Annotated in this window: 19 protein-coding genes and 1 tRNA gene; 7 read left to right on the forward strand and 13 right to left on the reverse strand. The window is 68.7% G+C overall.

Annotated elements, in window-relative coordinates; translation table 11 throughout:
• A partial coding sequence (locus Q0C41_RS11810) for a hypothetical protein (protein ID WP_291983982.1) occupies nucleotides 1-633 on the reverse strand: 633 nt, incomplete at its 3' end.
• A 220-nt stretch (nucleotides 634-853) separates the two neighbouring features.
• On the opposite strand from Q0C41_RS11810, the gene Q0C41_RS11815 reads away from it, so the two are divergent.
• Genes Q0C41_RS11815 through Q0C41_RS11825 form a run of 3 tightly spaced genes read left to right on the forward strand, consistent with a single transcriptional unit; the run spans nucleotide 854 to nucleotide 2,908 of the window.
• Entirely contained in the window at nucleotides 854-1,705 is an 852-nt protein-coding gene (locus tag Q0C41_RS11815; RefSeq protein ID WP_291983983.1) for a creatininase family protein, read from the forward strand.
• Nucleotides 1,706-1,733: 28 nt separating this feature from the next.
• The gene (locus Q0C41_RS11820; RefSeq protein WP_291983984.1) at nucleotides 1,734-2,156 is read left to right on the forward strand and encodes a helix-turn-helix domain-containing protein; all 423 of its coding nucleotides are present in this window, start codon (nucleotides 1,734-1,736) and stop codon (nucleotides 2,154-2,156) included.
• Nucleotides 2,153-2,908, forward strand: a complete 756-nt coding sequence (locus Q0C41_RS11825; RefSeq protein WP_291983985.1) for an SRPBCC domain-containing protein — start codon at nucleotides 2,153-2,155, stop codon at nucleotides 2,906-2,908. Before Q0C41_RS11820 ends, Q0C41_RS11825 begins: the two co-directional genes overlap by 4 nt.
• Before the next feature lie 55 nt (nucleotides 2,909-2,963).
• On the opposite strand, the gene Q0C41_RS11830 is transcribed toward Q0C41_RS11825, so the two are convergent.
• The 4 genes from Q0C41_RS11830 to Q0C41_RS11845 all read right to left on the reverse strand — a co-directional run bounded on the left by Q0C41_RS11830 (nucleotide 2,964) and on the right by Q0C41_RS11845 (nucleotide 5,859).
• A complete protein-coding gene (locus Q0C41_RS11830) occupies nucleotides 2,964-3,368 on the reverse strand; it encodes a hypothetical protein (RefSeq protein WP_291983986.1) in 405 nt (134 codons plus the stop codon).
• Nucleotides 3,365-3,763, reverse strand: a complete 399-nt coding sequence (locus Q0C41_RS11835) for a hypothetical protein (protein ID WP_291983987.1) — start codon at nucleotides 3,761-3,763, stop codon at nucleotides 3,365-3,367. Before Q0C41_RS11835 ends, Q0C41_RS11830 begins: the two co-directional genes overlap by 4 nt.
• Nucleotides 3,764-4,169: 406 nt before the next feature.
• Nucleotides 4,170-4,877: a hypothetical protein gene (locus Q0C41_RS11840; protein ID WP_291983988.1), complete on the reverse strand. Its 708-nt coding sequence runs from the start codon at nucleotides 4,875-4,877 to the stop codon at nucleotides 4,170-4,172.
• 79 nt (nucleotides 4,878-4,956) lie between these two features.
• Complete coding sequence (locus Q0C41_RS11845; RefSeq protein ID WP_291983989.1) at nucleotides 4,957-5,859, reverse strand: hypothetical protein; 903 nt, start codon at nucleotides 5,857-5,859, stop codon at nucleotides 4,957-4,959.
• 282 nt (nucleotides 5,860-6,141) lie between these two features.
• Between Q0C41_RS11845 and Q0C41_RS11850 the strand changes: the two genes are divergently transcribed.
• On the forward strand, nucleotides 6,142-8,610 hold the full coding sequence (locus Q0C41_RS11850; protein ID WP_291983990.1) for an FtsX-like permease family protein: 2,469 nt from the start codon (nucleotides 6,142-6,144) through the stop codon (nucleotides 8,608-8,610).
• Nucleotides 8,611-8,644: 34 nt separating this feature from the next.
• On the opposite strand, the gene Q0C41_RS11855 is transcribed toward Q0C41_RS11850, so the two are convergent.
• The 5 genes from Q0C41_RS11855 to Q0C41_RS11875 all read right to left on the reverse strand — a co-directional run bounded on the left by Q0C41_RS11855 (nucleotide 8,645) and on the right by Q0C41_RS11875 (nucleotide 11,599).
• Nucleotides 8,645-8,860 (reverse strand): DUF4926 domain-containing protein, encoded by a 216-nt coding sequence (locus Q0C41_RS11855; RefSeq protein WP_291983991.1) that lies wholly within the window; start codon nucleotides 8,858-8,860, stop codon nucleotides 8,645-8,647.
• A 9-nt stretch (nucleotides 8,861-8,869) separates the two neighbouring features.
• Nucleotides 8,870-9,040, reverse strand: coding sequence for a hypothetical protein (locus Q0C41_RS11860; RefSeq protein ID WP_291983992.1), 171 nt, complete (start codon nucleotides 9,038-9,040; stop codon nucleotides 8,870-8,872).
• A 379-nt stretch (nucleotides 9,041-9,419) separates the two neighbouring features.
• Nucleotides 9,420-9,495 (reverse strand) — tRNA-Lys (locus Q0C41_RS11865).
• Between the two features lie 138 nt (nucleotides 9,496-9,633).
• The gene (locus Q0C41_RS11870) at nucleotides 9,634-10,116 is read right to left on the reverse strand and encodes a thermonuclease family protein (RefSeq protein WP_291983993.1); all 483 of its coding nucleotides are present in this window, start codon (nucleotides 10,114-10,116) and stop codon (nucleotides 9,634-9,636) included.
• A gap of 7 nt (nucleotides 10,117-10,123) precedes the next feature.
• Nucleotides 10,124-11,599: a histidine kinase N-terminal 7TM domain-containing protein gene (locus Q0C41_RS11875; RefSeq protein WP_291983994.1), complete on the reverse strand. Its 1,476-nt coding sequence runs from the start codon at nucleotides 11,597-11,599 to the stop codon at nucleotides 10,124-10,126.
• A gap of 141 nt (nucleotides 11,600-11,740) precedes the next feature.
• On the opposite strand from Q0C41_RS11875, the gene Q0C41_RS11880 reads away from it, so the two are divergent.
• A complete protein-coding gene (locus Q0C41_RS11880; RefSeq protein ID WP_291983995.1) occupies nucleotides 11,741-13,081 on the forward strand; it encodes an aminotransferase class III-fold pyridoxal phosphate-dependent enzyme in 1,341 nt (446 codons plus the stop codon).
• An 18-nt stretch (nucleotides 13,082-13,099) separates the two neighbouring features.
• On the opposite strand, the gene Q0C41_RS11885 is transcribed toward Q0C41_RS11880, so the two are convergent.
• Together Q0C41_RS11885 and Q0C41_RS11890 are read right to left on the reverse strand one after the other, a co-directional pair.
• On the reverse strand, nucleotides 13,100-13,759 hold the full coding sequence (locus Q0C41_RS11885) for a response regulator transcription factor (protein WP_291983996.1): 660 nt from the start codon (nucleotides 13,757-13,759) through the stop codon (nucleotides 13,100-13,102).
• Nucleotides 13,756-16,338, reverse strand: coding sequence for a PAS domain-containing protein (locus Q0C41_RS11890; protein WP_291983997.1), 2,583 nt, complete (start codon nucleotides 16,336-16,338; stop codon nucleotides 13,756-13,758). The genes Q0C41_RS11885 and Q0C41_RS11890 overlap by 4 nt, the downstream gene beginning before the upstream one ends.
• A 273-nt stretch (nucleotides 16,339-16,611) precedes the next feature.
• Here Q0C41_RS11890 and Q0C41_RS11895 point away from each other — a divergent pair, with 273 nt between their 5' ends.
• Complete coding sequence (locus tag Q0C41_RS11895; RefSeq protein ID WP_291983998.1) at nucleotides 16,612-16,818, forward strand: hypothetical protein; 207 nt, start codon at nucleotides 16,612-16,614, stop codon at nucleotides 16,816-16,818.
• Between the two features lie 3 nt (nucleotides 16,819-16,821).
• Entirely contained in the window at nucleotides 16,822-18,081 is a 1,260-nt protein-coding gene (locus tag Q0C41_RS11900; RefSeq protein ID WP_291983999.1) for a response regulator, read from the forward strand.
• Here Q0C41_RS11900 and nhaA read toward each other — a convergent pair.
• Nucleotides 18,078-19,547 carry a Na+/H+ antiporter NhaA gene (gene nhaA / locus Q0C41_RS11905; RefSeq protein WP_291984000.1) on the reverse strand — a complete coding sequence of 490 codons (1,470 nt, stop codon included), beginning with the start codon at nucleotides 19,545-19,547 and terminating at the stop codon, nucleotides 18,078-18,080. The genes Q0C41_RS11900 and nhaA overlap by 4 nt on opposite strands.
• Nucleotides 19,548-19,558 lie beyond the last annotated feature (11 nt).

The raw sequence follows: 19,558 nt of genomic DNA on the forward strand, positions 1-19,558 counted from the left end.
CGCGACTTCCGCCACGGACGCGGGCTGCGCCAGCGCCTGCGTGCTCAGCAGCGAGAGGTTGCCGCAGTCCTTCGGCACCAGGAAGGTGTAGGACGTCTCGCGATCGGCGACGCGCACGAGATACGCGCGGAACGGCTGGCGTCCGGCCCAGCGCACGTTGCGCACGACCGCAGGCGCACCGCCGCCCGGACGGAACACCATCCACTCGAGCGACTCACCGGGACGCACGTCGCACTCGACGACGGTGCCCGGTTCAGGACGTGCCTCCATGCACGCAACGCCGACATAGTTCTCTTCCACGCGTCCGAGCGCGGTGAGCAGGGCATCCGAGACGTCCGCGGCGCCGGCGTCGGTCAGCAGGCGCCGCATCGACGCGCTCATCGCCGGGTCGGTGGACATGCGGCGCAGTCCAGCGGCCGAGGCCAGCGACCCGCGATAGAAGCGCGTCGTACCGCCGAGGCGGGTGACGTCATGGGCCTCACGCGTGGCATCGCGTGCCTCCGTACGTGCGCCAGCGGCCGTGCGGCTCGCCGACGGGGTGTTCGTGCGCGCGGGCCCGGTCTGTGCCCAGGCCGGCACGCTGACGGTCAGCACACAGGCTGCCGTTCGAGCCAACAGAGTGGCGCTCAACATATCGATTCCTCCAGGTGGGCCTTCGCCCTGCGGAGAGCCGCTGCAAGCGCGATGCCCGGCGGGATGACACGCCGCCGCCTCACAGTGAGCGCTTTCCACCTCAGTGTGGGGAAGACGGCACCACGGTCGCCGCTCGCCCAGGCTTCCCGGACCGGCGGGCGTGACACAATGCCGCCGGCGCGAGGCCGCAGTAGCGGCCGCGCGGCCTCGAGGAGCACGCATGGCAAACCGAGTGATGTGGATGGCGATGTGCGCCGCGATGGCGATCGACACGATGGCGGCGGCGCAGCCGGCGCCGCAGGGCGCCCGTCCGCCGCGCCGCGCGTTCGATCTCACCACGCCGCGTCCGATTCCGGCGCGCGACAGCGTGTGGATCGAAGAGCTCACCTGGATGGAAGTGCGCGACGCGATGGCGGCGGGGAAGACCACCGCCATCATCGCCGCCGGCAGCACCGAGCAGAATGGGCCGTACGTGCCCACCGGCAAGCACATCTACGTGCTGCGAGCCACCGCGGAGGCCATCGCGCGCGGCCTGGGTAACGCCCTCGTTGCACCGATGATTCCGTTCGAGCCGGGTGCCGCTTCGTCCACGCCGGGCACGCTGCAGCTGCGTCCGGAGACGTATGAAGCGCTCATCGAAGACGAAGCCGAAGGTCTCAAGGCCAATGGCTTCGCGCATGTCGTGCTCATCGGCGACAGCGGCGGCAACCAGCGCGGACTGGCCAACGTGGCGAAGAAGCTCGCGGCCGCGTGGGCTGGCAGCCAGACGTCCATCCACTTCATTCCCGAGTACTACGACAGCTGGGAGGCGGCCGACGCGGCGTGGGCATCGCTTGGAGTGCCGAAGACCGTCGATGAAGGCATCCACGATGATTACAGCGTGAATGCCATCATCGCCACGGTGGACCCGGGCAAGATCCGCTTCGAGGAGCGGCGCGGTGCCGGCAAGGCGTCCATCAACGGGCAGTCGCTGCTGCCGCTCGAGCGCACCGTCGCGAACGGGAAGGCGCTCGTCGATATTCGCGCGAGGATCGCCGTCGAGGCGATTCGCAAGGCCCTCGCGGGCCGCTAGTCGCCGGCGTCGAGGTCGGCCTCGGGCGGTGAGGCGCGCCGCGCTTGACATATATTTTAGTTTCATCTTAAATATCGGCGTGACCCACGGCGCTCTCGCCGCGCTCTCATCGCCCCGGCGGCAGGAGATCCTGCGCCTGCTGTGGACGGAGGAGCGGGCCGCGGGCGACATCAGCGCCGCCATGCCAGACGTGTCGTTCGGCGCTGTCTCCCTGCAACTGAAAGTGCTGCTCGACGCCGGCCTGGTCGAACGCCGCGCCGACGGGCAGCGGCGGCTCTACCGGGTCAGACGCGAGGCGCTCGGCTCGGTGGGCGCCGCCCTCGAACGCATGTGGGGCGATGCGCTGTGGCGGCTGAAGGTGGCCGCCGAACTCGCAGGGACCCGCCGCGGTCCACAGCCCGGCGCAACGCGTCGCCGTCGTCATCGAAAATCCCGGAGGTCGCCATCGTGAGTGCGTTCCCACATCAGCTCGATCGCGCGCTGTTCATTCGCGCCCGCCGCGACACCGTCTTCTCGTTCTTCACCGATTCGGCCAGGTGGGCGGCGTGGTGGGGCGAGGGCTCGTCGATCGACCCGCAGATCGCCGGACGCGTGTTCATCCGCCATCCGAACGGCGTCGAGGTGCATGGCGAGATCGTCGAAATAGCCGCCCCCGGCCGCATCGTCTTCACCTACGCCACGCCGGGCGGCCAGCCGGTGGCGAGCCTGGTCACGATCCGGCTCGACGAACACCCGGAGGGCACGATGCTGCACCTCTCGCATGCGTTCGACGATGCGGCGGCTCGCGACGCACACGTCCAGGGCTGGCGCTACCAGCTGTCGGTGTTCGCGAATCGTGTCAGTGACATCGTGCTGGCCCGGGCAGAGGCCATCGTGGACAGCTGGTTCGAGGCGTGGAACGACGGCGACGCGGCCCGCCGCGACCACGCCATCGGGCAACTGGCGAGTCCTGCCGTCGCGTTTCACGATCGCTACAGCTGCGTGACGTCACTCGACGACCTGCGTGCGCATCTGGCCGCCATCCATCGCTTCATGCCCGGCATGCGGGTAGCACGCACGGGCGTCGTGCGGCAGTGTCAGTGGCGGGCTATCGCCGAGTGGACGGCGACGGGCCCGGACGGCGCGGCGCGCGGTGCAGGCACGAACGTGTTCGAGTTCGACGCCGACGGCCGCGTGGCGAAGGTCACCGGCTTCTGGGCGTGAGCTCCCGGCCCGGCTGTACCGAGCGAACCCGACGCTACCCACCACGCGGCCGCAATCAGTTGAACTGCCACCCGGCCGCGAGCAGCAGCAACGTGAACAGGGCCCACGTGCCGGCAATCACGCCGGCAACGACACCGGCCGACCGCCCGACCGAGAGTGCTCGAATCTCGAGTGTGGCCATCTCGGCGTACAGATAGCGGCGGCCATCGCTGGCGACCACGGCGTCCGGCTGCACTGTCACGACCGTGGCGCCGACGAGCGTGCCATCGCGCATGACGATGCGCACCTCGTCGCCAGCCTTGACCGTGGCGGCAGGCAGAGTGTGCGTGGGCGGCGAGTCACCGGGCAGGGCCACCCGCGTCTGAACGTGGCAACCGGCCAGGAGCGCCGACACCGTGACAAGCGCCACCAGTTGCGCCGTGGCGCCGTGGCGCGTGGAACGAGCCGCCTTGGCACTCATAGCTCACCCGCCAGCGAGGCGTACGCCATCCCGGTCAGGGTGATCACCAGCAGCCCCAGGGCACCAACCACCAGCAGGACGGTCCGGCCGGCGGAGAACTGGCTCCGCTGCAGCTGCGCCATGGAGCTGTAGCGCACGCGCTGCCCCTTGGTACCAACCAGCTCGTCGAACCGCACCTCGGCGACTTCAAAGGTGAGCGTGGCGCCGCTCTGCAGCTTCACGCGCACGCGGTCGCCGGGCTGCACGGCGGAGACGTCCTGCCGTGGTGGAGCCTCGGTCGGGATGACGAGGCGCTGCCGGGCATGACACCCCGCCAGCAGGGCCGTGATGAGAACGACGGCGGTGGCCCGGGCGAAGGCACCCTGGGACAGGCAGAGACGAGTTCGGCGCTGCATCGCGTCACCCTGCGAGGACCGAGACGGCATCCCGGAGGAGCCCGGGCAACGACCCTCGCACCTTTCATCCAGCGGAGCAGCAGATACCGTGCCACGGCCTGACGGCCTGATCTCGCGGGCGCGAGGTCCTGCCACCGGGCAGCGTGGCAGAAGCCCCCGGTGGGTACGGGAATCCTCCGGCGATTGCAGTTGTCGTGGTGAGCCCGGAAGGAATCGAAGCTTGGGTTCGTCGTTCAGCTAACCGGTGGACGGCGCACGACTTCTGGCTCCAGGTGGTTGATTCCGAATGGGTTAGCCACTATTCCGCGTTCGACGGGCGTGCGCGCCCGTCGACGCGATTCGACCGGGTTCTTGGAGACATTCTGGAGACGCGTGAGCCGCTCTCAGAGCGCTGAAGACGCCGCGATCACGTGGGCGGCTCGGCGCGCCGGTTGACGAGGACCAAGTCTGGCGCGTTCGATACGTCCGTCACGTAGACACGTCCGAACGTCGTCGGTTCTAGAAGCACCACTCCGGCGCCGTGAGAGCGGAAGTGCCATTCGCCGTCTGGCGCAGTGGACTCGCTCGTCGCCACCAGCTCGACTTCGGCTCGGAGACCGTCGTAGTCCACGACATCCCCGATGCGCACATCCTCGCCCGAAGCGTAGCGCAGTGGGGCCGTCCCCGCATGCGCCCGACGGAGTAGTCGCGGCGCGCGTAACGCTCGCCGGAAATCAACACGCCGGAAGAAGGGCCACACATCAGCGTCCTCCGACACCTGCAGCGCGGTCTTCCATCGTCGCGTCGCGACGCCCATCGTGAGCAGGCCCGCGATCGAGCGCGCCAGTTTCGCTGCACGCGACTCGACCGGCCATTCGTACGGAAGGTCCGAGTGCAGGAAGAGTACCCATCGCGCCACCTGACGACGGATGGGGAAGGGCAAGCGGTCGGCGCCAGCGAGCCTGTAGGTGCGCAGGTCACTGTAGAGGAACCACGCTGCGTCACGGACGGCGGAGAGCGCCGGGTCTGCTGATGCCGGCCACCGCTCCTCGAACTCGTCGTTCGTCAGGCGGCCCGAAGCCAGCTGACGCACCAACTCGGCGGCGGCCCTCCGGGCAACGGCGTCGACACTCATGGCATTCCGATTCTCGTGGTTGTTCCGGATGGGCGTCTAGCGCGGCGGAATCAGTGTAAATCGCAGAAGCGGGTGGAGGTCACCCTCGGATGTCGTAGATCTCGGTCGCGCCGGGGAACCTGAGCCGCGGGGACGCGTCGACAGCGGTCGCGACTGCGTCAACGAACGCCTCGAGTTCAGGCTGACTGTAGATTGAGGCCAGAGAGTTCGGAGGCGGCAGGGCTTGAATGCGGCGTTGCCATTGTTTGTCCAGAGTTGCGAACTGGGCGTGCGAAGCCCCCATGAGGGCGTGGCAGAAGTCAGCACTGTCGCCGCGTTTCCATTGAAACGCTTTGCCCTGAACCACCAGCAGGCGCAGCATGTGTTGCCAGCAGAAGGTCATTGGCATTGACGGATCAAAGGGAATTCGTGGCAGAACAAGATCGAACCGAGACCGATGCTGATCGTACGCTCGGCGCAGGTCCCGCAGTCGTTCTCGGAGGACTGCGTCAAAGCGTGTGAAGGACAGTTCGATGTCTTGTTTCTGGGGGACCAGCCAGTCCAAGAAGAATCCTAGGTCGAAAAAGCCCGGAGGAACGAAGTCGAGACGCTGTTCTCCGTATAGCTGAATGCTGCGTCCGGCGTAGAACCGCTGGAGCAGGCTACTCGAGATGCAGGAGTTCGCTCCCTCTCCACGGGCTTCCCTCTCCATCACGCCAGCTAGGCCAAGGCCCTCGACAGGAAGCCAGTTGGGGCCTATCGCTCCGAGGAACTCGCGAACCGCGTCCTGCGAAGCCCCGGTCGGCCCGACGATCTCGGCCGCACTCGTTTCCGAGAACAATAGATCCGCGCCGCGATTGAGAACGTTCAGGAAACGCTCCCGCAGGCCGGTCCGATCCTTCGCGAGTGCGATGATCGCCCAGTTGTCGAGATACACCGGCAGACGCCGGGCCGACACTCGAAACGTTACCTTATCGGCGTTCTTCGCGACGACTTGGATCACTAGTGGCGCTCCGCATGGGCCGCAACTCAATCGCGCTCGCTCTCGACCCTCTTTCGAGCCCGGTAGTCATCGAACCTTAAACCATTCAACCTAACGTTGCCGCTGGATGTCGGTGCGCATTGCCCGACGGCAAGGGCGACTACGGCAACTCCTTGGGAATCGGGGTGCCGTGACAGCCGCGACCGGCAGGAGAGGCGCGGAACCGAGACTAACGTCTGACCGCTGTGCTTGTTGGGCCAAAAGCCTGCTAGAGTGGCGCCTTCCGTTCTGCCGGAGGGTCGCATGTCCCACATGCTCCGTGACTGCTGGCGCACCTGGCGCAAGGCGCCCGTGGTCACGCTCGTTACCATCGCCAGCCTCACGCTTGGCATTGGCACCGCGAACGCCTTTTTCGCGATTGTTGACCAGCTCCTATTCCGGACTCTGCGGATCGATCGCCCGCATGAGCTGTACCAGCTCTCTGACGACGACGCTATCGCTCGCAGACGACCGCGTGGCTATACCTACCGAGCGTGGGAGGCTCTCCGCGATCAAGCGGCAGTCTTCGAGGTGGCGTTCGCGCGCAAGACCACCGAGGTCGACCTTGCGACGACGGGGGAATCCGACCCGGCGTCAGCGGTGTGGGTGAGTGGCGACGCATTTCGCGCGCTCGGTGTGAGCGCGTTCCGCGGTCGCGTGCTCGCGCCATCCGACGACGTGATCGGCGGCGGGCCGCACGGCCCCGCGGCGGTGGTCAGCCATCGCTTCTGGAAGCGTCGCTTCGGCGGTAGCGACGACGCGGTCGGGCGATCGCTCACCGTTGGTGGCGTGCCATTCACCGTGGTGGGCGTGGCGTCTGAATCGTTCGAGGGCTTCGAGGTGGGGCGTCCGTTCGACCTCGTCCTGCCGATGGCCACCGAGCCACTCGTGAGCGGCGCGTCCAGCTTCGTGACCACTCGGGCCGGTGGCGCGATGCTCGACGTCTTCGTCCGACTGCGGCCCGGGCTGGAAGTGGCGGCCGCCACGGATGCCCTTCGTCGCGCACAGTCAACCATTCGTCAGGAGACGATGCCGAACTACCGGCAGGCGCGCGACCGTGAGGCATACCTGCGGGCTCCATTCGCCTTGATGCCGGCACCACAGGGAGGCTCGTTACCAGCCCGGTACTACTCACGTCCTTTGACGCTTGTGCTTGGGCTGGCACTACTCGTGCTGGTGGCAGTGTGCGGCAATGTGGCCGCTGTGTTGCTCGCACAGGGGGAGGGGAGGCGCTACGAGTTCGCCGTGCGCCTGGCGTTGGGCACGTCGCGGCGGCAGCTTGCTGCCCAAGTTGTGGCCGATGGCCTGTTGCTCGCGGCGACGGGGGCTGGGTGTGGGCTGGTTCTCGCCTGGTGGCTCGCACCAGTGCTCCTCGCGCGACTGAGCGGAATGGGCGTACCGATTGATGTCGGGACGCCTCTTGACTGGCGAGGCGTGTGGGCGGCGGTGGTCGCCGCCCTTTTCACCGGATTGCTGTGTAGTGTCGCGCCGCTGCTCGCGGCGAAGGACGTCGACGCCGCAGCCGCGCTCGCGAACCGAACGCCCGGTCGAGCCCACACTGCGAGGCTCGGCCGATTGGTGTCAGCGCAACTCGCGTTCTCGACGATGATCGTCGCCTCTGCGGCGTTGCTGTGGGCCAGTCATCGCGGGCTGGTCCAGGACGGCACCGGCGTGCATGCGCCAGACACGATCGCGGTCGAGATGCACCTTGATCGCGTGGACGACGACGTCGCGGTGCGCGGCATGGAGCAGTTGCGTGCGCGAGTGTCGGCCCTTCCGGGCGTGGAGCGTGCGGCGCTCACTCAGACCGTGCCGCTGCAGGGTTTCTACATGACGACCATCGTGTCGTCTGAGCAGAGCGACGCGATACCTGAGCGCGACCGCGTCGTGCAGTTCCAGTGGACATCGCCTGGCTACCTTGCCGCCATGGGGACCGTGTTGCTGGCGGGCCGAGACTTCGCCGACAGCGATTCGTTCGGGCGTCCAGCCGTGGCGATCGTGAACACGGCGCTCATCGACAAGGTCTTCGCCGGTGACCGTTCGCTCCCGAAACGACTCGTTCGACCAACCGACGACGGTGGGGCCGAAGAACTGAGCATCATTGGAATCGCCGAGAACGTGCAGTTCAAGATGCTCGGCGAAGAGGCGGTGCCCGCCCTCTATGTGGCGGCGTCTCAGCAGCCGCACCGGCTCGATCGCCTCCGAAGTGCCGTGTTGGTCGTGCGTCCGCAGCCGGGCTCCGCTATCGGGCCTACACTCGCAGCGCTGTTGGCCCGTGAGCAGGTTCCGTTCGCCTTCACGACCCGCCCCTTCAGCTACTTCGTCGACCGCAACACGGCGCAGACGCGCCTGCTGGCGGAGTGCGCGGGCGCGTTCGCGATGGTGGCGGTGGTCATGGCGGCCACCGGCATGTTCGGAGCCGCCGTGCATTGGACCACCCGCCGACGCCGTGAACTGGGAGTGCGCCTGGCGGTGGGTGCCGTGCCAGGCGACATCGTCACGCTCGTGTTGCGACAGGCGACGTGGCGCGCGGTCTGCGGCGTCGTCCCCGGCCTGATCGGTGCGTGGTGGATTCTGCGGGCAGCCTCGTCGTGGGTGATGGGGGCTCACCTCGAGCTTCAGCCGTTGGTCGTCTCGGGCCTCGGGCTGATAGGCATCCTTCTATTGGCCACGGCGTGGCCGGCGACCCGAGCCGGGCGAATGGCCCCAGCGGACGTGCTGCGGGCAGAGTAGACGCACGGCCCAGACCCTGGAAGGGCGCGAGGATCTACGTGGCCTGAGTCGGCCGGTGGTGCAGGACGAGCAGCTGTTCGGGAACGAGCGAGGCCTGCCCGTATGTCCGTCCTTCGTCGTCCGAGAACTCGACTTCGCAGGCGCCGCCGAGCATTTCCACGACGGTGCCCACTTGTCCTCGACGCAGCCCGTGTGACGGCAGGTCGGCCAAGAGGGCGACGACATCGAGCAACTGTGGTGAGGTGTGCATCGTTGCCTCCTACTTCACGAAGCAGGTCGTCAGCCTGGGCTGCTCCTCGCCGCGCAGCACGATCCACGTGCTGACGACGACGGCTGCGCCCTGTGGGCGCGCGGGATGCTCCGGATTCAGGCAATACCCCGTCAACTTGTCGATGTCGACGATGGCTGACGAGCCACGCGGGAGTCGCACCCATGAATACTACGGCAGCAAACCCATTCCCGTTGAATGGTCGTGTCCTGGAGAAGCAGCGTCCATGGCGATCGCCTGCCGTGCATCGTGCGGTTGCTGAAGGTGCCGCACGACACGGCCGAGTTCTACGACTTCACGGAGTTCGACGCACTGGTGCGCGCGGCAGCGGCCGTCAGCACCCAGGCGGAAGTGGTGGTGATGCTCGGCGGCGAGGCCGGCCTGCGGGCGGGGGAGATGCGGGCGCTCGAGTGGCCTGACGTGTTGCAGTGGTGGGGAAGTGGTGAGCCCGGAAGGAATCGACAACGGGAAGGCGAGGCCGCAGGCCGACGCCGTGTTGCTGATGACTTCCGAGCGAAGCCGTTCCGAGTGGAACGAGGAATGGTGAGCCCGGAAGGAATCGAACCTTCAACCAACAGATTAAGAGTCTGCTGCTCTGCCAGTTGAGCTACGGGCCCAGGGGAGTGCGACGCGCCCGAAGGCTGTCACCGCTCGCTGGTCGCGCACGGCGGGAGCCGACACGCGACTGGCAAACCCAGACTATAACATCGGCGGTCGCGCTTCGGCAACGGGATCGTGCGGCGGGCCGACCGGCCTCAGTTTCGCGTGCGGCGCGCCGCCCACATGCCGCGCTTGGCATCCTTCGCCTCGCGCTCGGCCGCGAAGAAATCGGGCTTGCGCTTGTACTCGAAGCGGCGATACGTCTCGGCGAAGCCCGCCTTGATGATCTCGACGTTGGCGAGGCGCCCGTCGGGCAGGAACACGTAGGCGAGCGTGCGGTTGTACTGGTCCTTCGCGGCGCCGTCGAACTCGAGCCGCACGATCTGGCCTTCGACCAGCCGCTTCATGAAGCTGGTGGCGGCATCGCCGAACGGCTCGGACTGGCGATAGCCGCCGGTCTTCTCGGGGGCGTCCACACCCAGCAGACGCACGACGCCCACACCAGAGACGGTGATCGTGTCACCGTCGATGACCTGGCGCACGCGCTGGGCGGCGGCGGCGCCCGGCAGCGTGGCGAGCAGGGCGAACGCGAGCAGGGCAGGACGGGCGAGGCGGCGAGCGGCGAGACGCGCGAACATCGAGCGACTATACCGGAATCGCTCCGGCCTCGCGTTTGGCCTCGTAGAGCCGTTCGTCGGCGCGCTTGATGGCCGCAGCCCAGTCGTTCGCGTCGGCCGCCACCGAGACGCCGGTCGAAAAGCGGAGCGGCGTCGCGTTCGTGCCGTTGAACTGGTCGAGCGCCGCCCCGAGGCGGGCGCGGACACGTTCGGCTTCGTCGGCGCCGGTGGATGGCAGCAGCACCACGAACTCGTCGCCGCCCTGGCGGATCACGCGGTCGCCGGCGCGGAAGAACTGCGTCAGGAACGCGGCCATCGCCTGCAGCAGCTCGTCGCCGGCGGCGTGGCCGTCGCGGTCGTTCACCTGTTTCAGGCCGTCGAGGTCGAAGGCGAAGACCGCCACGGGGAACTCGCGGCTCGACTGCAGGCGCGCCGCTTCGTCGTCGAAGTAGCGGCGGTTCGAGAGGCCGGTCAGCCGGTCGCGGTAGCTCTGCGCGCGCAGATCCTGTTCGAACTGCTTCCGCGCGCTCACGTCGCGCGCGACGATGAGCAGGCCGAGCGAGCGGCCGCGGGCATCCCACAGGTTGTGGCGCTGCACCTCGAGCCACTTCGAGGTCGTGCCGCGCGTCCACGCCCGTTCAACGGTGTGTTCCGCCCCGTGGGGAATGGACTGCCACTCCGGCGCCGTGAAGGCCTCGTCCCATCGCGTCCCCAGCAGATCGCGTTCGGGTGTCCCGAGCATCTCGGCCGCCGAGCAGTTCGCGTCCACGATCACATCGGTTTCGTTCAGCACCAGCACCGCTTCCGGCATCGACTCGAAGAGGGCGTCGCGGGCCATCGGCCGCGGGTCGAGCAGCCGGTAGCGCAGCGCTGCCCAGCCGATGAAGACGGCGCTGAAGGCGAAGCCGGGGAGCGTCGGGTTGTAGATGAGGTACGCGCCGACCACCGGCGTGGCCTTGCCCAGTTCGTTGAGGACGTTGCCGGCGAACGGGATGAGGCCGCCGATGAAGAGCAGCCCGCTCTGCACGCTGCCGCGCCGCTGCCAGTCGCGCAGCAGCATCGCCGCCGCCACGAGGAAGAAGGTGTAGCTGATGGCGAGGTGGAACGGGAAGAGCGGGCCGTTCAGGCCGACGATCTCGTGCCGCTGTACGACCTCGGCGAAGAACAGGCGGTGTGTGTCGTTCGTGGCCACGAGCGGCAGCAGCAGCGCCGGCCAGAGATAGGCGAGCCACCAGGCGCGCGAGCGCGGCCGTTCGCCCATCTGGTGCAGCGTGAAGAGCAGCCAGCTCGGGGGCACCATGCCGATGGCGGGGAACTTCAGCGCGAACCACATCCGCGCCCGCGCCGGATCGAGCTGTTCGCCCAGGTAGCAGAGGATCCACCACGCCGTCGCCAGTTCCATGGCGGCGAAGTAGCTGAAGCCGGGGTGGCGGCGGTTGCGCCAGGCCACGGACGCCAGCACCAGCGAGACGAGGCCGGCCGCGGTCAGAAGGGCGAGGTACATCGCGGGTCGAAGGGAATCCTAGCTGCTTTCATGCCACGGAGTGCAGCAACGTCCGGTCCGCGGTTCCCTCGCCGGGCGCCGGAGCGGGCTGGTAGACTTGGACGGATTGTGCGCGCGGACGTCCGCGTGAGGAGAGGTGTGATGAGCCAGGCCGTGGCAACGCCGGGAATGACCGGAGATGAAATGGTGGCGCTGTGCCGTCAGCACAGCCTCTACGAGTGGTCGGTGCAGGGGGCGGTGGACCCGATCCCCGTGGCCCGTGCCAAGGGCGTCCACTTCTGGACGCCGGAGGGCAAGCGCTACATCGACTTCAACAGCCAGCTGATGTGCGTGAATGCCGGCCACGGTCATCCGGTCATCATCAAGGCCATCCAGGATCAGGCGGCCTCGCTCGCCTACGCCAACCCGTTCATGGCCACCGAGCCGCGGGCGCGCCTGGGCGCCAAGCTGGCGCAGATCACGCCCGGTGACCTCGAGGTCTTCTTCTTCACGAACGGCGGCGCCGAGGCCAACGAGAACGCCATCCGCATCGCCCGCGCCGTCACCGGCCGGCACAAGATCATGGCGCGCTACCGCGGTTACCATGGCGGGACCGCCGGCGCCCTCACGCTCACGGGCGATCCGCGCCGCTGGGCGGCCGAACCCGGCATCCCCGGCGTCATCCACGTGCTCGACCCGTATCACGGCCTGCAGCGCGGGTGGGACACGGCGGAGCAGTCGCTCGCCTACCTCGAGGAAGTGATCGAGCTCGAAGGCCCGAAGCACATCGCCGCCTTCATCCTCGAGACCATCAGCGGCACCAACGGCATCCTCGTGCCGCCCAACGGCTACCTGCAGGGCGTGCGGGCGCTCTGCGACAAGTACGGCATCCTGATGATCTGCGACGAGGTCATGGCCGGCTTCGGCCGCACCGGCAAGTGGTTCGGCGTGGACCACTGGCAGGTCGTACCCGACATCATGACGATGGCCAAGGGCCTCACGAGCGCCTACGTGCCGCTCGGCGCGGTGGGCCTGCGGCGCGGCATCGCCGATCACTTCAAGGACAAGCAGTTCAACGGTGGCCTGACCTACAACAGCCACCCGCTCGGCTGCGCCACGGCGCTCGCCACCATCAAGGTCTACGAAGACGAAGGCATCATCGAGAACGCCGAGAAGATGGGCGTGGTGCTGCGCGGCCTGCACCAGGAGATGGCCGCGAAGCATCCGTCGGTGGGCGCGGTGCGCAACATCGGGCTCTTCGGCATCTTCGAGCTGACGCGCAACCGGAAGACGATGGAGCCGATGGCGCCCTTCGCCGGGGCGTCGCCCGAGATGGCGGCGCTCGGGAAGCGCTTCCGCGAAGAGGGCCTCTACACGTTCGTGCGCTGGCACACGTTCTTCACCAATCCGCCGCTCACGGTGACCGAGGCGGAACTGCGCGAGGCGTTCGCCATCATCGACAAGGCGCTCGAGATCACCGACCGCGCCGTGGTCGGGGCGTAGCCCCGGCCGGCGCCGCGCCTATTCCGTGAGCCGGTGCTCGATGGCGTAGCGGATGAGTTCGCCGGTGGTGGTGAGCCCGAGCTTGCGCAGCAGATTGGCGCGGTAGGTGCTCACCGTCTTCACGCTGAGCGACAGCTGATCGCCGATCTGGCTGACGCTCCTGCCGCGCCCGAGCAGGCTCAGCACCTGCAGCTCGCGGTCGGAGAGCGCGGCTTCCTGCGCGTCGTCGAGCCGCCGGCCCACGTTGCGGGCCAGATGTTCGGCGAGCGTCGTGCTCACATAGGTGCGTCCGTCGAGGATCGTCTGAATCGCCGCCACCAGGTCTTCGGCGGCGCGCGTCTTGCTGACATAGCCGGAGGCCTGCGCCTTGAGTGCCCGTACCGCGTACTGCTCTTCGGGCTGCAGGCTGAGCATCAGCACCTTCTGTTCGGGACGGATGCGCTTCAGGTCCTTGAGCACCTCGAGGCCATCCATGTCGGGCAGGCCGATGTCGAGCACCACCAGGTCCCACGCCTGGGCGCGCACTTCGTCGATGACGCGGCGGCCGCGATCGGCCTCCACGACGACGTCGGGATGGAACGCGTCCATGATGAGTTCGCGCAGGCCGTGCCGTACGATGCCGTGATCGTCGGCGATGAGGAAACGGAGCGTGCCGGCGCGGGCACGAGGAGGCATCATGCGCCGTCTCCTGCGGGAATCGTGACGTGAACGGTGGTGCCGGCACCGGGCCGGCTGTGAATGGCCACGCGGCCGCCCAGCAGTTCCGCGCGTTCGCGCAGCCCCTTCAGCCCGAGCGTGCCGGCGGGCCGCGCCTCGTCCGGCGGCATGCCGCGGCCATCGTCGGTCACGACGAGGTGCACGTGACCGTCGGCGGTCGTGAGGTCGACGCGTACCGTCGTCGCCGCTGCGTGGCGGGCGACGTTGTTCACGAGCTCCTGCACGATGCGGTAGATGGCAGCGCCTTCGACCGGGCCGAACACCCGGGCGCGCGTTGCCTTGTCGATGCTGATGGTGCAGGTGAGGCCGGCGTGCCGTTCGATCTGCGCTGCCAGCCCTTCGAGCGCGCGCGCCAGGCCGAGTTGATCGAGGGCCGGCGGCCTGAGCTGCGTGGCGACGTTGCGCACGCCGTGCAGCGCCATATCCAGCACGTCGCAGAGGCTGGCGGCCTTCTCGTCGTGCTGCTGACGTCGCTCGGCGGGCAGGCCGTCGAGCGGCATGGCGCGCAGCGACGACGCGCTGAGTTTGGCGGCGGTCAGCAGCTGGCCGAACTCGTCGTGCAGCTCGCGCGCGAGGGCCGCCCGCTCGCGCGACTCGGTCAGGTGCACGTCGCGGCTCGCCGCCTGGAGCCGCTCGTGAGCCGCCATCAGCGAACGGTGGGCCCGCTTCAGCTCGGTCACGTCGGTCATCGCGCCGATCATGCGGACGGCCTCGCCGGCGGCGTCGCGCACGACGTGGCCGCGGTCGAGGAACTCGCCGTAGGTGCCATCGGCGAGTCGGAACCGGTACTCGCCGTCCCACGTCTCGACGCTGGAGGCGAAGGCGCCGAGGAGGAGCGCCTCGACGCGCGAGCGGTCGTCAGGATGCAGCCGCGACCGCCAGGCGTCGATGTCCGGTTCGGCGTTCGGGTCGTAGCCGAAGAGCTCCACGGCGTTCGGGCTCCACCAGTGGTCGCCGGTGAGGACGTTCCAGTCCCACAACACGTCACGCGTCGCCCGCGCGACCAGCCGGAAGCGCTCCTCGCTCGCCTCGATGCGCGAGAACGTGAGCTTCTGTTCCGTGACGTCGAGCTTCACGCCCACCACCTGGGTGACGGCGCCGCTGCCGTCGCGGATTGCGCGGCCTCTCGCGTGCATCCAGCGCGGCATCCGTCCTGGCGCGACCACGCGATACTCGGCGTCATAGTCGGCGCCGGTGCGCACCGTCGCGTCGAACCGATCGGCCACGAGGCGACGGTCATCGGGATGCGTGCAGGTGGTGACCTTGTCCGCGGTGATGACCTCATCGGGGGCGAACCCGTAGAGTTCGCGGCAACGGGCCGAGAAGTGGATGGCGCCCGTCGCCATGTCGAAGGCGAAGGTGCCGGCATCAGCGGCCTCGAGCGCCGTGCGCAGCTCGGCTTCGCGCTGCCGCATCGCTCCCTCGGCGGCGCGCCGGGCGGTGATGTCTTCGACGAGGGCCAGCAGATGCGTCGACGCCGGCGTGGCACCGCGAATGACCGAGAGTCCGATCTGCGCCCACACGACGGCACCTGAACGATGCACCAGGCGCATCTCGAAGAGCTCCGAGGGCATGCCGCTTGCGAGCACCTGGTTGACGCGCCGGCGTTCGGGGTCGTAGTCGTCCGGATGAATCAGGTCGCGGAACAGGCGCGTCCGCAGCTCGTCTTCGGCGTAGCCGAGCATCGAGCACAGGACCGGATTGGCCTCCTGGAACTGCCCGTCGATGTCGCCGATCGCGATGCCCATCGGGGCGTTGCGATACACGGCGCGGAAGCGCTCCTCGCTCTGCCTGAGCGCCGCCACGGCTGCGTCACGCGCGCTCACGTCGATCACGAACCCCACGCGTGACACCGGCGTGCCCTGTGCATCGCGCACGACGGCGATCTCGTGGAGCGTGGGGAAGGTGGTGCCGTCCTTGCGGCGATGCGGGTACTCGCCGACGACGTGGCCGGTCTCATTGATGCGCCGGATGAGGTCGCTGAGGGCATCGGCCGGCAGTTCGCAGGTGACACTGAGGTGACGCCCGAGCAGCTCCTCGACCGCGTACCCGTGCATACGCGCGTAGGCGTTGTTCACGGCGATGAACGTGTCGTCGGCCACCGAGGTGACCGAAAGGCCGAACTGCGTCTGGTCGAACACGTGCTCCCAGGGATGCGCCCGTTCGCCCGCCTGGCCGAGGTCGGTGATGTTGGTGCCGAGGCCGACGATGCGGCGTGGCGTGTTGCCGGGGCCGCGTTCGACGACCACGCAGCGCTCGCGGCGCCATTGATAGGTGCCGTCGCGCCGGCGCAGACGTCCGACGCATTCACATTCCGGGGTGAGGCCGTCGAGATGGGCCTGCAGGCGGCGGCGCATGCGTGGCTGATCGTCCGGGTGGACGAGCGAGAAGAGGCCGTCGAGCGTGGTGTCGAGGTCGCCGGGGCCGTAGCCGAGCACCGCGAGCCATTCGTCGTCGAGCTGGAGGTGGCCGGTGGCGATCGTCCACTCCCACGTCCCCGTCCCCGTGGCACGCAGGATTGCGGCGAGCCGCGTTTCCATGCGCGCCGCGTCTTCGACGTGTGTACTCGACACCCTCGCCTCCAGCTCGTCCGGCGCCGACGTGCGATGCGCGTTGCGCGGACGGTAACACACCTTACCGGGATGTCACCGAAAAGACGAGCGAATCAGACGAAATCAACAAGCGGCTAGGAGTTTGCCTGATGTCGGTCTGGCGAGTCTTCTCACGCTATCGTCACCGGCGCGCCGATAGTATCGGAAACGCCAAGCCGGTACGCTGGCATGGTGTCTGCTCAGTTGGCCCGCCGAGCGTTCGTGCGACAGCGCGATGACGTGTCGCCGTGGGTCAAACACGTCGCCGAAGCCACGGTCCACGACACCAGCCAGACATCGCTCGTGACGTACGCCACGGTGCGGACGCTCTGGCTCAGGCGTACGTTCGCCGACCTCGAGGCGCGCACCGTGCTTTCGGCCTTGTGCAGCGCGGCCTCACCTGCACGTCCGTCCGGTCAGGACCGGTAAGCGATGCACGTGCTGGTCTGCGAGGACGACCCGGCCGCACGTTTCGTCATCAAGCGGTGGTTGTCGAGCACCCTCGGCTGCACCGTGACCGATTGCGAGGACGGCGTGCAGGCGCTCGACCTGCTCTCGACCCGTCCGTTCGACCTCGCCGTGCTGGATCTCGATCTGCCGCGGCTCCACGGCGTGGAGGTGGTCGAGGCGGTCCGCGGCAGCGACGACGTGCGCGACCTGCCGATCGTCATCCTGTCGCACGAGCGCAGTCAGGACGTCGTGCGGCGGCTCGTCGAACTCGGCGTCTCCGACTACCTCATCAAGCCCCTGCGCGCGCAGACCGTGCGCGACCGTATCGGCCCGCTGCTGGCGCGGCGCCGCGGCCGGTCGTCCGCCACGGCCCAGGCGAACGCGCGGCTGTGCGCCGGGACGCCGGCGCTCCTCGTGGATGGCGACGCCAACTTCCGCCACGTCTTCACGGCGGTGGCCTCGCAGTTCGGGGCGGTCATCGCCGCGGAATCCGGCGCCGAGGCGCTGGCGCTCTACCGGCGCACGCCGGTGGATCTGGTCTTCATCGGCGAGCAACTCGGCATCATGGCGGCCGAGACGCTCATCCGCAAGATCCGCGAAGCAGATACCCAGGGCACGGTCTTCGTGAAGGTGGGCACGCGCGACGCCGGCGCGTCGTCCGACGCCTACCTGACGACCATCCCACGCCCGTTCGTGCCCGATGTCCTGGCCGCGGCGCTGAAGCCGTTCGTGTTCGTGACCGGGCCGCTGACGGCGTTCGGCGAGATGGCGCCGCACATCGAGACGTGCATCGGGAGCTCGGTGGTGCAGGTCTTCGGGATGATGACCGGCCTCGACGCGCACGAGGCGCCGTCCGCGCCCGACTCGGTGGCGCCGGCCGTGGTCTCGTCGGTGACGCTCACCGCCAACAGCGCCTTCCTGCTGGACGTCGATCTCGTGCTGCCGACGCCGATCGCTCGGGCCGTGACGGCGACGATGTTCGGGTGTGGCGACGACGAACTCGACGAAGACGGCATCTTCTCGACCACCGGTGAACTCACGAACATGGTGGCGGGGCGTATCGACGCCTGGCTGAAGGCGCAGAGTCTCACGAGTGTGTTCACGCTGCCGGCCACGCGTCATCTGCCGGCCGGCGAGAGCCTGCCGCCGATCGAGGCGGGTGCCGGGCTGGCGCGTGGCTTCGCCATCGACGGACACCCCGAGCCCCTGGTGCTGCGCGTCGGCGTGCGTCGTCCCGACTAGTGCGCCGCCGCGGCGAGCTGCCGCCGCAACACCACCGCACCGACGATCGCCGCGAGCGCCGAGCCGCCCATGATGCCGACCTGCGCGGCGTCGAAGGCCGGCGACGGCCCGAAGGCAAGGCTGGCGATGAAGAGGGACATCGTGAAGCCGATGCCAGCCACCCAGGACGCGCCGTGCAGCATCCCCCACGTGACGCCGGCAGGCAGCGCCGCCACGCCGGCCCGGCAGGCCAGCCATGACGCCAGCGTGATGCCGTGCGGGTTGCCGGCCGCGAGGCCAAGGCCGATGGCGCCGGCGGTGGTCCAGTCGAGCGCGCCGCCGCCGAGCGACACCCCGGCGTTCGCGAAGGCGAAGACCGGCATCACGACGAACGCACTCAGGCCGTGCAGCGCGTGTTCGAGGCGGAGCAGCGGCGCCGAGACGGCGCTGCTGGCGTTGTCGAGCGCATGCAGCGCGTCCTGCTGGCCCTTGCTCGTGAGGACGAGCAGGTCGCCGGTTTCGGTGCGATCGAACGCGTCGAGATGCTCCCGTGCCTCCCGCGAGAATTCGGCGGCGTTGATGCGCGTGTGCGTGGGAATCGTGAGCGCCAGCACCACACCGGCGATGGTGGCGTGGATGCCCGATTCGTGCACGAAGAACCAGAGCGCCACCCCGGCGGCGAGATACGGCGCGAGATGCCGCGCGCCGGCGCGGTTCAGGCCCACGAGGCCGGCCACAATCGCCGCTGCGGTCATGAGCGCGCCGACATGCACCTGGGCGGTGTAGAAGAGGGCGATGACGAGCACGGCCGCCATGTCGTCCACGATGGCGAGCGCGGCCAGGAAGACCTTGAGGCCCGTGGGCGCGCCCGGCGCCACGAGCGCCAGCACGCCGAGCGCGAAGGCGATGTCCGTCGCGGTGGGCACGGCCCAGCCAGCGCGCATGTCGGCCGGCGCCACGGCCAGGAAGAGCAGCGCGGGAGCCACCACGCCGCCGACGGCCGCCGCGAAGGGCAGCGCCGCCTGGCGCAGGCTCGAGAGCTCGCCGACGAGGATCTCGCGCTTGATCTCGAGGCCCACGAGCAGGAAGAAAAGCGCCATCACGGCGTCGTTCACCCACATGCGCGCGGTGAGTGCGAGGGGATGGCTGTCGGGGCCCACGACGATCCGTGTCTCCCAGAGGCCGGCGTACCAGGCGGCGAGAGGCGAGTTCGCCGCGACGAGCGCCGCGACCGCCGCGACGAGCAGTACCACGCCGCCGGCCGCCTCCGTGTGGAAGAAGTGCAGGAAGGCGGAGGTGCGCCGGGTGTCGGCCATCAATTGCCATGATACCGATCCGACGTCCGGACGTTCCGGTCTCGTCGCGCGCCGCTTCCGATGAGGTGCGCCGCGCGCCGTCCATCCAGCCGTGCCCCGCTGATGGTTTGCCGCACGGTGGTCCGTTCGACTACACTGGTCGTTCCGCGCTCGCAGAGCGAGGCTGCCCATGGCAGCGTGCG

Origin of the sequence: Luteitalea sp. (assembly GCF_022842525.1) — a bacterium.
Taxonomy (GTDB): Bacteria; Acidobacteriota; Vicinamibacteria; order Vicinamibacterales; family Vicinamibacteraceae; genus Luteitalea.